We start from the raw sequence: 12365 nt of genomic DNA, 5'->3' as shown, positions 1-12365 counted from the left end.
TGTCGCGCACGGGCCGTTCAAGCCGGGTATGATGGACCATCGGCGCCGGGCCGAAAAACCAGCGCGGCGACGTCAGGCATTTGGGAGGCTCTATGGCAGAATCGCTCGGTTTGGTCCTCTGGTTCACGGGGCTTTCTGGGGCGGGCAAATCGACGTTGGCAAATCTTATTGCTAACGCGCTCCGGAAGGAAAACCTCCGCGTTGAGGTACTGGACGGCGACGAGATTCGGACCAACCTCTCCAAGGGCCTGGGTTTCTCAAAAGAGGACCGGGATACCAACATCCGGCGAATCGGCTGGGTAGCCCGGGTGCTGGCACGAAACGGCGTAGTAGCGATAACGGCCGCAATCTCGCCATATCGATCGGTGCGTGACGAGGTACGACTGAGCGTGGAGGCGGAGGGGTGCCCGTTTGTGGAGGTATGGGTAAACGCAGATATCGAGACGTTGATTGCCCGCGATACAAAGGGTTTGTACCGCCAGGCTCTGGCCGGCGAACTGCCCGGATTTACCGGCGTGACAGACCCCTATGAAGAGCCTGTCTCCCCCGAACTGGTTGTATGTACCGATAAGGAGGGACCGGAGGAGTCGGCGCAGCGCGTGCTCGCCTTATGCCGTGGCGCAATCCGGTAGAGCCTTCCGCCGTAACCGTGCAGCACCTGCAGGATTTGCTTGCAACTTCACACAAAACAAACTATACTGAATGCGGATAATTTGGCTTGAGTTATGCACGCGCGCGCAGTTGGTCGCGTCTTAGGTTTGTATTCGGTTGTGCTTTTCGGTTTCGACGGCCTGGATCGTGCGTCCGCCACGTTTGATGAGTAGAAGGAGAATTTACATGAAGGCCGCAAAAGCGACCGGTTTCACACTGATCGAGCTATTGGTAGTTATAGCCATCATCGCTATACTTGCCTCGATCCTCTTTCCGGTCTTTTCGCAGGCACGCGAGAAGGCTCGCTCCATCTCGTGCCTGTCCAACTGCAGCCAATTGGCAATGGCGCACATCATGTACTGGCAGGATTACGACGACACCACCGTTACCTCATGGTCGTACGGTTTTCCCGGCGATTTCGAATGGTATGTGCAGCCCTACGTGAAGAACTTCGACGTGATGTTGTGCCCCTCTTACCGCGTCGCCATGACCTCGCTGGCAACCGCCTGCAACAACGCGGACTTTCTTCCCGGTCACGTCAACAACCCGACTGGGCAGGCGTACAACTGGGGGTACGGTTACAACACCGGCCTTGCATGGGACGACGACACAGGGCTCACCCGCCAGGCGCCGGCCGACTATCCGGATATGACGCCATATGAGTTTGATTTTAACGGTATGGCCTACACCGCTTACTACCGCAATCCCTCGATGAACGGTATCGCCGAGGCATCGATGGCATCACCCTCACAGCTGATACTGCTCGGCGACACCGTGGATACGGTACCGGCTGGTTTGGGACTGCCGGATCTGAGCCTTGACCGCACCGGAACGTGCAATACCGTGCGCAAGCAGAACTGGCCACGACACACCGCCGGAGCAAATCTGGTCTACTGCGATTCACACGCGAAGTGGTATCACTATCAGACTTCGTTGGTCACACTGAACGATCAGGTAACACCAGGTACGTTTGTGGGTCAAACCAATCAGGTCGTGCCGGATCCATGTACGTACATCAGTGACTACGACGGCACCAACGATCCCAACAACTGCAAGCAGTTGGGCAATCTACACGTGCCGTGATCACCTGTCACGGGCAGGCAGCCAGGGAGGGCTAAGCCATGCCGATGGTATTCAAGCCCGATAAGGAAGACCCGATCTGGGGTCAAAACGATCCCATTTGGGGTGACGCAGCGCCAAAGAAGCGCGGCATGTTCTCGCGGATGAGGGACCGGGCGGAAGACACCACGTTATCTCCCCGAGCGCCGTTCTATTTCCTGATGGCGGCGGCCGTCGTTCTGGTCGGCGCTGTGGCATGGTCGTATCTGCCGCACCCAACCATTCTGATGAAGCAGGACGCGCACCGCGGCAAGCTCGTCGCTTCGTCCGGAACCATGACCCGGCATGCGGTCCGGCCCGGCAAGAATGGCGAACGCTCGGCCGACAGCCGCGCGTCAGCATCGAACGTCGATAACAAGCGGCACGGTACAACGCCGACGAACGTGCCTTTGCAGCCGCACAAAACGGTAGCTGCTGGCTACACCAAATAGCAAGTAGAGCGCCGGCTCATTCCCCGTTGGGTCCGCCACGGTGGCTCATCAGCGGATCAAGACGCTACAGCACATCGTCACCACGCTCGTGCGTGCGCACCCGAACCGCTTCCTCCATCGGCAGCACAAAGATCTTGCCGTCGCCTTCCTGTCCGGTTCGAGCGTGCTGCATAATTGCCTCGACGATCGCGTCGGCGTCCTCGTCGCGCGCAACAATCTCAAGCTTCATCTTCATGGGTAGGTCGATTACGTCCTCGTGACCGAGATACCACTCTCGATGCCCCCCGTGACGGCCGCTACCACGCACATCGTACACCGACATGCCCGAAACGCCGAGCTCACCGAGGGCGATTCGCACGGCATCCATGCGTGATGGCCTTATAACAGCCTCAATCTTCTTCAAGACGATATGCTATCGCTACGTCCCGTGACTAGCGATCCTCAATGGGTGTCCACGTCAGGTTTCGGGCGCCAACATACTCAGAGCGTGGCCAGATGATCTTCTGATCGGGTTGGTACTGCTCCATCATATGGGCGCACCAGCCGGCCGTACGGCTGATCGCAAAGATCGGCGTAAAGAGCCGCATCGGCAGCCCCATCTGGTGGTAGCACAATGCCGAGAAGCAGTCTACATTCGCGTAGATCGGCTGCTTGCCGGCGGCCATCCTCTCCGGGGTGTTGCTCAGCGCATCCACCACGGCCTCCGCGGCCTCGGCCATGTTCAGCCAGCGCCTATCGCCGAGACTATCCGCCAATTCGGCACTCATTCCGTGCAGATGGCGTGCCCGCGGATCCGGCGCGCGGTAAACGGCATGGCCGAATCCGGGCACGGCCGACCGCTTCTCTCCGGACAGCTTCTCGGTCACCCACCCATCCACGTTCTCCACGTCGCCGATTTCCAACAGCATGCGCATCGTCTCTTCTGCTGCACCGCCGTGCCGCGCTCCACTCAAGGCGCCGATGCCGCTTACGGCTCCGGAGTAAATATCGGCATGTGTGGCTACGGTAACCCGAGCGGCGAATGTAGAGGCGTTGAGCTCGTGATCGGCATGGAGAGTAAAGTCTACATCCATGGCGCGTACAAACACGGGATCGGCCTCTGTTCCAAAAAGCATCCAGAGGAAGTTGGCGGCCAGCCCCAGTTCGGCCCTCGGAGCTACGGGTGGCTTGCCCTGCATCCAGCGCTCGATCGCCGCCACCATAGTTGGCATCTTAGCCTGCAGACGTAGGGCCTTCCGCCGGTTGGCGGTCTCGGAGTTCTTGTTGGCATCCGGGTCGTATGTCGCAAGCGCAGACACCATCGTTCGAAGTGCGTCCATGGCGGAGCACTCCTTATGGAGGGCAGGCAACACGTCCAGCAGGCCGGCCGGCAGCGCTGCTTCCATCGCAAGCGCTGTCCGGAATCCGGCAAGCTCCCCCCGCGTGGGCAGCATGCCATTCCACAGCAGAAACACCGTCTCCTCAAAAGTTGCATTGTCGGCCAGGTCGTGGATGTTGTACCCACGGTAGAACAGGTCGCCGCTTGCATGCACATCACAAATCGTGGAGTCACCAACAACAACACCGCGCAATCCACTTGAACCAGCATTCATAAATCGGAGCCTCGTTTGCAAAAGTGACCCGCATCGCAACGGTATCCAAAACAGGATTCTAGCAGAAACTAGCCAGCATTTTGTAACGATTGTAACCTCACGGCCGCGAAATTGCCAGGGTTGGCCACTCAATTGACGCGGTACCGGCGGTGCAGTGAGCGGTATACTGCACATACCGTTGCCAATTGCTGTGGGATATCGTGCAGGTTTTGCTTGTCTTGAATTCTGAAGGAATGTCATCGCCCTTAGGGCTTACATCTTTCCGGCGTGGACGCGACGCCGTGCTGGTCATGGCGTTGGTGCTCACCGGCGCTTTCGCGTGTGCGCAAGCGCCTTGTCCCATCATAACGCAGCACCGCGTGAACGAAATGGCGGCCGCGCTGGATCAACTGCACCGCTCCCTGGTGGATGATCCGCATGCTCGCATGCCCGGAGAACCGATCGAAGCGTACTGCCTTAGGATGGCCGGCAAGCTGCCGAAAGAGGCGCCTGCAGTCTGGCAAAAGCGCCAGGCGCTGTGGCAGCGACTTATTCAAAGTGCCGCCCGAGCTACCAAGTGCTTGGTGATGCCGGTAAAGCCGCACATAACCAGTGCCGCAAATCTCTCTCAGTGGGCATCCGCAACAACCGCCGCGCAGGGGTTGGAACACGATTCTCGGCGGCTTGACGCACTGTACCGCTCGGAGATCGCCGGCGGCGGCAGGTCTATCGCGGCTGAGCGGGCCTATGCGGCGGGTACTGCCAGTGCGCTCATCCATGCGTCAGAGCTGCTGGAGGCGCTGCGCGCGGCCTTGCCATGAGAGCCCGCTGGCGCCGATCCGCGTTCACGCTTTTGACTATCGGCGGAACTGTGTTGTCGGTCGGGTCTACGCTGGCGCAAACGCCGTCTCAAGACGCGCTTAAGGCTGTACAACTGCTGATAGCCGGTAGATCAGCCCAGGCCGAATCGCTAACGCAAAGAGCGCTGCTGGCGGCGCCGGCAGAACCGACATTCCGCTTGCTGGCAGCTGCCGACGAGCTGCTGAGCGGTGATACGGCCAGTGCGATGGCCGATTTTCAGGGTGTCACTGCAGCGCGCCCGCATGACGCACTGGCTTGGTACGGCCTCGGTATCTGCCAAATAGCGCTTCACAGCAACGCCGGAGCGGTGACCAGCTTTGCACATGCGCTTGCCGCTGGTGGAGATAAGACGGCAATCGAAACGGCGCGTGCCTACCTGGCGTGGTTGAATGGCGCCAATCCGCCAATCGGCGCCGCGCCGGGCGGGCCCGCGCTGTTGGCGGTACAGGCGATGGAGCAGGCGACTGCACGTCACATCGCGGCAGCGGAGGCTTCTATGAGTGCGGCTCTTGATCAGTATCCCGGCTTGGGACTGCAAGAGCCGGCCGCTCCCCTGATGACGTTTGATCGCGCGTCGCCCATCGAGGCCCCTGTGTTACCGATGGAGCGACCGCTAGGCGTGGCTCGAGCGGGCACTTCGGTGTCTGGAACTGTGCGGCTGCAGCCCGATCAACCGCCGTCGGAGACAGCCTACGTAACGTATCAAATCGATGGCTCGTCGGCCGGCCTGGTCAATGTATCGCCCTTCGACTATGAGTGGGACACAACCACCGTTCCCAACGGACCTCACAAGGTTGTCATAGTGGTGGAAGACGCTCAGGGGACCGAGATACTGTCGACATCCCGCACGATTCAAGTGCTGAACGCGCGTCGGCTTACCGCCGGCTCGCGGGATACAGCGGCATTGGCCGGCGCGCGTGCAGGTATCTGGAAGCTGCTTACGCCGATGCCGAGTTGCTGCGTTTGCTCGTGGCGGCTCGGAGCATGGCAACTCACCAGCGGCGACCGCCGAGCAGCCGGAGCTCAGTTTCTACGATCCCTCGCCCTCCGGCCCGATTACGCGCCCGCGCGTAAGGCCATGCGCGCCATCGGCATTGCGGCGGAGGGGATGGCCGACGTGTGGGGCGGACTGCCAACTCCTAAACTGGTTGCCCTCACATTTGATGATGGCCCCAAACCCGGCCTCACCGAACCGCTTCTGGCCACACTGGTGCGCGAACACGTTCCGGCCACATTCTTTGTAATTGGCCGCCACGTCGTGGAGAATCTGGCGCTAACGCGGCTGATTGCAGCGGACGGGATGGAGTTGGCAAACCATACGTTCACACATCCCGATCTCACGACGCTTTCTCCGATGCGCGCCAGGCAGGAGCTTTTGCGTACTCAGGCCGCCGTTGCCCTGGATACGGGGCAGATCCCGCAATACATGCGGCCACCGGGCGGCGACTGGAACGACAGGATCGATTCACTGGTTCGCGGCGAGGGGTTGACGCCAACGTTCTGGACGGTAGACGCATTTGAGTACGAGAGTATAAGCTCGCGGGCGGTCGCCGATGCCGTGCTCAAGAGAGTGAGGCCCGGCTCGATCCTGCTGCTTCACAACGGCAAACTGAGCACCGTGGAAGCTCTGCCACGGATTGTCTCGGGCCTGCGAGCCCGCGGGTACCGGTTTGTTACCATCGCCGAACTGAGCCGGCGGCTGCAGAGCGCCTCTCCGAGCGCGCGAGCTCTGGCGACCCGCGCCGCCATCACCAACTCGCGCCGGGCCGAGTAGGAACGACGTGGTACAATGAACACCATTCTGTGTCGTGCGGCTGCAGGATTCGCATCTTCGCGTGTGTAAAGCACACGTGACCGGTCGCGCCGCGTGAACCCAATGACGGAAGGCTCCGTCCAAACTGAGGTTTGATCAATCTCGACTGGTTTCCGGTCGGCGCAATACGCCGGCCGGCTGGGAGGAAAGCATGCGCAAGTCTCGCGCCACTCTTACCATCACAGGCGGCGGTTTGGCTCTGCTACTTGTTGCTCAAGCGGCGCAAGCGCGGCCGGGCCTTCCAGCTCCGGAAGTCAGCCTGCTCGGTATCCATTTGAACAGCACCTTCAAGGAGGTGCTCCATCGATTTGGCCAACCGGGCGAAATCCAGGCGGGCCAGCCCCAGTTGCCCAACCAGGGACAGCCTGCCACACAAGCCACAAACACAGGCTTCGGTTCACCCGGGTTCGGCGGTGCATCGCCGCTCGGTGGCGGCGGCATGTTCGGCATGAAGAAGCAGATGGGCGGCACCATGGGGAGCATCGGTGTCGGTGGGCCTCGTGGCGGCATGGGCAGCCTGGGCGGCATGTCTGGCCCAATGAGTATGCCGCGAGGTCTCGGAGGCATGTCCGGACCCATGAGTATGCCATCCGGCGGCAAAGCGGGCGGATTACCGGGATTTTTGGGCGCCGGCGGCGGCGCATCACCTTTCAGTGGCACGCCAGTTGGCATGGGCCTGAACGCCGGCGCAAGTGTTGGATCCGCTGCCGCGGCAGAGAGCGCCGTAACCACCTGGTGGTACCACTTCGTCCGAGCCGGCCGCCACTATTCGTTCCTGTTTAACTCAAATGGCCGTGTCGTTCAGATCCAGGAATATGGCTGGACCGGCGGCGGCAAAACAAGGCAGGGTGTGGGCCTCGGCTCGTCGCTCGGGCTTGTGCTCAAAAAGTACGGATGGAGCGGCGACGGAGTGCGCGAAGGCGCACGTCTCACACTGCCCTATGGCGGCAATACCGTGCTCGTTTTCCAACTGGTCAACAACAAGGTCGTCGGCATAACCCTGGCCAAAGTGAACTAATCCGACTGGCCGCGTGGTCTTCGCTTTCGAACGTCATGCAGGAACCATTCCAATTATGATGCGAAATATAGCTCTCATTGCCGCAGTCTCGGCCGTTGGCTCGGTTGCGCTGGCGCCGGGCGCAGCTGCCCAGACCGAGAACGCTCTTCTCGGCATCCGCGTGCTGTCGTCGTACCAAACCGTTTTGCACCGCTACGGTCAGCCCACGGAAGTGTTCAATGCGGGGCAACCCGTGCCCGTAACGTTGATGGTTAATGCACTGGGCGTGCCCGATGGCGCCGTCAGTGGCCTCGCAGATCTCACCTCCGGTCCTACCGCGGGCGGCTTCACAGCCGGCGGTGGTGCTCCGGGCCCCGGCGGAATGCCCGGCTTCGGCGGGCCCGGCGGCCCAGGCGGAATGACGCCGATGAAAGGCGGTATGCCCGGACCAGGCGGAATGACGCCGATGAAGGGCGGAATGCTTGGACCCGGTGGATTTCCGGGCCCCGGCGGTTTGCCCGGCGCAAGCGGTATGACGCCCGCTAAAGGTGGCGCGGGAATGATGGGCGTCGGGCCTGGTGGCTTGCCATCCATGGCGGGTGGTGCCGGCGGTCTGATGGGCGCCGCAGGGCCAGGTGGCGCGGCCGGCGCTCAGGGCGTTGCTCCCGGAACACTGCCGGGCGTTACATTTCGGGATAGCGGTGGGTTTACGTGGGTCTACTTCTACCCGGCAAAGCATATCGATTTTGAGTTCTATTTCAACAAGGATGGCCGCGTTGAGATGATCGTGGAGCGCGGCGCGCACGGCGGATACCGCACCCGGCGCGGCGTTGGTCTGGCCGATTCCGTTCGTAAGCTCTACGGCGCCTATGGCTGGCCGGATGGCATCCTCCAGAAGGACGCGAACACACTGCTGCTGCGTTACAACCAGAAGGCACACGCGCAGTTCGAGGTGGTGAACAGCAAAGTAACCAGCATTGCGATATTCCTGCGCGAAAACCAGCCGGAGGCACTTGGCCTCGCCGCGCAATTGGCCTCCACCGGCGGACGTCCCGGCATGGGCATGGGGATGCCCGGTGGCGGTAGGCCAGGCGGAGTGCTCGGCGGCGGGACTGTGGGCGGACGCAATCTGCCTCGCGCAGCGGGCGGGAGCGGTGGCGCCTAAGCCGTCGCTGGACCTGCAAGCGATCAACGTCAGCGGGGCGCGCCAACCGCGTATGCGGCTTGCGCGCCCCGCTGTTTTGGGAATCCGCGCATCCCGCCGCCCACTGACCCGCTGTGCGGCTACCACGCATGAGTGAGGCCGGCCCTGTTGAGGGCGTCTCGCGCATACAAGCGCTTCGATTCATTCAGAGCTCGGCGCCGAATAGCATTTCCGGTAAGATTGACAACCGCACCCTGCAGGTCGGCGGACTCTGCGGTACCGTCAAACGGGTGGTGATAGCGCCGTATCCCTCCGGTCCGGCCATCTCAACAGCGTGCAGCCGGAAGGACACACTGCTCGTGACGGCTGCTTCGTTGATCCGGCAGCCCGTGCGCTCTCTGCTGTCCGACGAGTTCCTGGTCGAATGCATCCGCGACCTTCTCCACTCCCGTGCTGCACTGCTGGTGCTCGCCGGCCGCTGGCGTCGCTCGTTTGCAAGCGCGGTTCTGGCAGAGCGCCTGGGCCTGGCAGATATCCGGGCACTGGCGCCACATCGTGGGCCGCGACTTGTGAAACTGGCGATATTCGTGCCCACCGAACATCTCGATCGGGTACGCGCCGCCGCGGCTCATGCCGGCGCCGGGTCAATCGGCAACTATCGCGAGTGCAGCTTCGCAACTTCAGGCTGCGGTACATTTACGCCCGGCGAAGGCGCCCAACCGTGGTTCGGGTCGGTTGGAACGCTCGCACGGATTGACGAGGTGCGCCTGGAAATGACGGCAGCTGCATGCAACATCGGTAGCATCATGGATGCAGTCCGTAGTGTGCATCCCTACGAGGAGGTGGCGTTCGATGTCTACCTGCTCCAGAACCGGGCAATGTCGGATGGGGCCGGGCGGGTCGGACGGCTGAACGAGCCGGTTGATCGGACGGCGCTGGTCGGCCTGGTCAACCGCGCGCTCGGCCTGGCCGGCGTTACTTCGGCCCGCTGCAGTGGGGCCGAAACGAGCGTGACCGAGTGGTTGGCGATCACAGCCGGCCGTGCAAATGAAGCGGTGATCAGGTCCGCCGCCAGTTTCGGCGTAAGCGCAGTCGTCTGCTGCGGGCATTCGGTCAAAGCGGAGTCTCTTGCTCGTGCTGCCGGCGTCGCGTTGATCGAAGTTGGGTTCGCGGTGTCTGTGGCGCCGGGACTTGCCGAGTTTGCCCGCGGCGCAACTGAATTGTTCGGCCCACACGGCGTGGAGGTAGCCTTTGTCAACTGAGTCGGAAACCGTTAAAGTGCGCCACGCCTCCCCGCGGGAGGTACGGCGTCGTGCACGCGACTGGTCGCTGCGTACGCTGTATCAGATCGACGTAGGCGGCGTGACTGTGGACGATGCTCTGTCCGGCACTATGGAGCAGCTGCGTCATGAGTTTGTGCAGAACGTGCGGACCGGCAGCCCCGATCCGGTAACCGAGCGTGCGGCTCTGGAGTGCATCACTGCTGCCCTCGCGGCTGAAGTGGCCGCAGGCGCTACTTTACGCGTGCGGGATTTGCCTGCCTGGGTACAGGCGCTCTTTATCGATTTACCGCGGCGACAGGAGCAATTGTGCCGGGCGGGCTTGGCCCGTGTTGCGCCCGTGGCACTGTTTGGTGATGAGCGTGCCGCAGACTGGAACACCGCCATATCCGAACCGGGTGATGTGCTGCAACTGCTCCACACGCCGCTTGCCGACGTGCGCGAGCAGGTATCCCTGGCTGCACATGCCGAACTGGCCGCGTCGGCCCGCCGGTTTGTGGCGCAGTCTCGAGCATGCCTCAAGGCGCCACAGACTGCTGCCGGCGCCATCCGCAGCCTGCGCGAGGAGGCGCGCACTACGTCCGTAGAACGCTGGCGACATGCCGGTCGTGCGGCGGCCCGCCAGGTAGTTGACTGGTTTGAAACGTCCGATTATGCCCGGCGGCTGGTTACCGGTACTCAGACACACCTGAGCGAGATCGATTCTGCGATGCGCGTCGCTTGCAAGGGATGGGCCATGGACCGGCTGGCCGCGCCGGATCGCAACATAATCCGCCAGGCCTACTGCGAACTCCGGTGGTTCCCGGATTTGCCGGCCAGGGTAGTAATCAACGAAGCCGTGGAGCTAGCGAAGCGCTACGGCAGCGCCGACTCCGGAAGTTTCGTCAACGGCGTGCTTGGGGCGCTGCTGCGCGCCCAAACGGGCGCGTGTGAGGCGAGCGCAGAAAGACAGGCAGCGGAGGAGCTGGAATGTCTGCGTTGAATGCGCAGATTCTGGACGGCAGCGCGACTGCGGCGCTGATCCGAGCGGAAGTGGCTGAGAGTGTAGTTGCGTTCGTGGCTAACGGATTGCCACCCCCGCATCTGGCTGCAGTGCTGATCGGCGAAGACCCGGCATCGCACACCTACGTCAGCATGAAACGGCGCGCATGCAGGGCAGTCGGAATGGCCTCCAGCGTTCACCGATTGAACGCTACGGCATCGCAAAGCCAGTGCGAGGATCTTGTTTCAGGGCTCAACGCGAATCCGGATATTACCGGCATCCTGGTGCAGCACCCGCTGCCGAAACATCTGAACGAGCCCGCCGTGCTCGACCTGGTTTCGCCCGGGAAGGATGTGGATGGTATTGGCCGCGCAAGCCTGGGCGCTTTGGTAAATAACGAGGAGGGGTTTGAATGCTGCACGCCGGCAGGCATCATGGAGTTGTTGCGCCGCTACGCTCTGCCTATTGAGGGCAAGCATGCCGTGGTGGTTGGCCGCAGCATTATCGTCGGCAAGCCGATGGCGTTACTACTGCTAAACGCCAGCGCCACGGTAACCGTGTGCCATTCCAAAACACGTGATCTGGCAAGTGTAACGCGCACAGCCGATATCCTGGTAGCGGCAGTCGGTAGGCCGGAATTGATCACCGGAGAGATGCTCAAGCCCGGCGTGATCGTTGCCGATGCCGGTTATAACCGCGTGGCGGGCCGGACCACGGATGTCGGTGACGTGGAATTCGAATCTGCCTCTTCCGTGGCTTCGTTTATCACGCCTGTCCCCGGCGGAGTGGGGCCAATGACGATTGCCATGCTGTTAAGCAACACGCTGAAGGCGGCGCGGCGGGCAGCTGCAGACAAGTCCGGCTATTTGTGATGCGCAGTACTTTTCCTGGCAGGCTTCGTGGCTTTGGACTGCTTCGTGAGCGTCAGTGACACAATCCTGTCGCCCTGTTTGATACTATCCATCACCTTTAGGCCCTTCAGGATTTTACCGAATACGCAGTACTGCGAGTCGAGACGGTGGTTATCCACCAGGTTGAAGAAGAACTGGCTGTCTCCGGACGTTGGGTCATTGGAGCGTGCCAATCCGAGCGTACCGCGCGTGTGTGGCATCGTCGCTTCGAGAGGAACCGTGGTGCCGGAACCACCGTCACCGATATTGTGCGACGCCACAACCGCAGGGTCGTTAACCTGCTGACGCGTCAGTTTCCGCGTTCCCGGGTCGCCGCCCTGGGCAACAAAACCAGGAACGACGCGGTGAAACCGGATGCCGTTGTAGAAGTGGCGCTTCACGAGCGCTAGAATGTGCGCCACGGTCTTTGGCGCGGCCGTTGGAAACAACTCGATCTGAATCGTCCCACGCTTGGCTATCACCATGGTGAGCTGCGGGTTTGCGGTGCTTCTGGCCGGTGGCGCCGCCTGCAGGGTGCCCGCACTGGCGGCAAGGAGAAGTGTGGCCAAACCGAACGAAGCCACGTGAAGATTGAGAGCGTAACGCATTATCGGATGCCCCTTCAT

General features: G+C 61.8%; 13 protein-coding genes. 10 read left to right on the top strand and 3 right to left on the bottom strand.

Going from position 1 to position 12365, the window contains the following annotated elements:
- Window positions 1-92 precede the first annotated feature (92 nt).
- The 3 genes from cysC (at window position 93) to KGJ62_10135 (ending at window position 2201) form a co-directional block, all read left to right on the top strand.
- Window positions 93-632 (top strand): adenylyl-sulfate kinase, encoded by a 540-nt coding sequence (gene cysC, locus KGJ62_10145; protein MDE2126939.1) that lies wholly within the window; start codon window positions 93-95, stop codon window positions 630-632.
- A 205-nt stretch (window positions 633-837) separates the two neighbouring features.
- The gene (locus KGJ62_10140) at window positions 838-1734 is read left to right on the top strand and encodes a prepilin-type N-terminal cleavage/methylation domain-containing protein (protein ID MDE2126938.1); all 897 of its coding nucleotides are present in this window, start codon (window positions 838-840) and stop codon (window positions 1732-1734) included.
- A 38-nt stretch (window positions 1735-1772) separates the two neighbouring features.
- A complete protein-coding gene (locus tag KGJ62_10135; protein ID MDE2126937.1) occupies window positions 1773-2201 on the top strand; it encodes a hypothetical protein in 429 nt (142 codons plus the stop codon).
- A gap of 64 nt (window positions 2202-2265) precedes the next feature.
- Here KGJ62_10135 and KGJ62_10130 read toward each other — a convergent pair whose 3' ends face one another.
- Both KGJ62_10130 and KGJ62_10125 read right to left on the bottom strand, forming a co-directional pair.
- The gene (locus KGJ62_10130; protein MDE2126936.1) at window positions 2266-2604 is read right to left on the bottom strand and encodes a P-II family nitrogen regulator; all 339 of its coding nucleotides are present in this window, start codon (window positions 2602-2604) and stop codon (window positions 2266-2268) included.
- 28 nt (window positions 2605-2632) lie between these two features.
- A complete protein-coding gene (locus tag KGJ62_10125; protein ID MDE2126935.1) occupies window positions 2633-3793 on the bottom strand; it encodes a citrate synthase in 1161 nt (386 codons plus the stop codon).
- Between the two features lie 233 nt (window positions 3794-4026).
- Between KGJ62_10125 and KGJ62_10120 the strand changes: the two genes are divergently transcribed.
- The 7 genes from KGJ62_10120 (at window position 4027) to folD (ending at window position 11721) form a co-directional block, all read left to right on the top strand.
- Entirely contained in the window at window positions 4027-4593 is a 567-nt protein-coding gene (locus KGJ62_10120; GenBank protein ID MDE2126934.1) for a hypothetical protein, read from the top strand.
- A 53-nt stretch (window positions 4594-4646) separates the two neighbouring features.
- Entirely contained in the window at window positions 4647-6407 is a 1761-nt protein-coding gene (locus tag KGJ62_10115) for a polysaccharide deacetylase family protein (protein MDE2126933.1), read from the top strand.
- 190 nt (window positions 6408-6597) lie between these two features.
- On the top strand, window positions 6598-7464 hold the full coding sequence (locus KGJ62_10110; GenBank protein ID MDE2126932.1) for a hypothetical protein: 867 nt from the start codon (window positions 6598-6600) through the stop codon (window positions 7462-7464).
- Between the two features lie 55 nt (window positions 7465-7519).
- Complete coding sequence (locus KGJ62_10105; GenBank protein MDE2126931.1) at window positions 7520-8608, top strand: hypothetical protein; 1089 nt, start codon at window positions 7520-7522, stop codon at window positions 8606-8608.
- A 128-nt stretch (window positions 8609-8736) separates the two neighbouring features.
- Window positions 8737-9849 (top strand): Nif3-like dinuclear metal center hexameric protein, encoded by a 1113-nt coding sequence (locus KGJ62_10100; GenBank protein ID MDE2126930.1) that lies wholly within the window; start codon window positions 8737-8739, stop codon window positions 9847-9849.
- Window positions 9839-10849 (top strand): transcription antitermination factor NusB, encoded by a 1011-nt coding sequence (gene nusB / locus KGJ62_10095; protein ID MDE2126929.1) that lies wholly within the window; start codon window positions 9839-9841, stop codon window positions 10847-10849. Before KGJ62_10100 ends, nusB begins: the two co-directional genes overlap by 11 nt.
- Entirely contained in the window at window positions 10837-11721 is an 885-nt protein-coding gene (gene folD / locus KGJ62_10090) for a bifunctional methylenetetrahydrofolate dehydrogenase/methenyltetrahydrofolate cyclohydrolase FolD (GenBank protein MDE2126928.1), read from the top strand. The genes nusB and folD overlap by 13 nt, the downstream gene beginning before the upstream one ends.
- On the opposite strand, the gene KGJ62_10085 is transcribed toward folD, so the two are convergent.
- On the bottom strand, window positions 11712-12347 hold the full coding sequence (locus KGJ62_10085; GenBank protein ID MDE2126927.1) for a peptidylprolyl isomerase: 636 nt from the start codon (window positions 12345-12347) through the stop codon (window positions 11712-11714). The genes folD and KGJ62_10085 overlap by 10 nt on opposite strands.
- Between the last annotated feature and the right edge of the window lie 18 nt (window positions 12348-12365).

Source organism: Armatimonadota bacterium, assembly GCA_028871815.1.
GTDB lineage: Bacteria > Armatimonadota > Chthonomonadetes > Chthonomonadales > Chthonomonadaceae > REEB205.
Note: the sequence above shows the minus strand (reverse complement) of the source record. Positions and strands in the feature narration are given on the sequence as shown.

Bases quoted from the DNA above. Each gene is read 5' to 3' on its own strand.
- KGJ62_10140 (MDE2126938.1), top strand. From the start codon at position 838: ATGAAGGCCGCAAAAGCGACCGGTTTCACACTGATCGAGCTATTGGTA.
- KGJ62_10135 (MDE2126937.1), top strand. From the start codon at position 1,773: ATGCCGATGGTATTCAAGCCCGATAAGGAAGACCCGATCTGGGGTCAA.
- folD (MDE2126928.1), top strand. From the start codon at position 10,837: ATGTCTGCGTTGAATGCGCAGATTCTGGACGGCAGCGCGACTGCGGCG.
- KGJ62_10120 (MDE2126934.1), top strand. From the start codon at position 4,027: ATGTCATCGCCCTTAGGGCTTACATCTTTCCGGCGTGGACGCGACGCC.
- cysC (MDE2126939.1), top strand. From the start codon at position 93: ATGGCAGAATCGCTCGGTTTGGTCCTCTGGTTCACGGGGCTTTCTGGG.
- KGJ62_10100 (MDE2126930.1), top strand. From the start codon at position 8,737: ATGAGTGAGGCCGGCCCTGTTGAGGGCGTCTCGCGCATACAAGCGCTT.
- KGJ62_10085 (MDE2126927.1), bottom strand. From the start codon at position 12,347: ATGCGTTACGCTCTCAATCTTCACGTGGCTTCGTTCGGTTTGGCCACA.
- KGJ62_10125 (MDE2126935.1), bottom strand. From the start codon at position 3,793: ATGAATGCTGGTTCAAGTGGATTGCGCGGTGTTGTTGTTGGTGACTCC.
- KGJ62_10110 (MDE2126932.1), top strand. From the start codon at position 6,598: ATGCGCAAGTCTCGCGCCACTCTTACCATCACAGGCGGCGGTTTGGCT.
- KGJ62_10105 (MDE2126931.1), top strand. From the start codon at position 7,520: ATGATGCGAAATATAGCTCTCATTGCCGCAGTCTCGGCCGTTGGCTCG.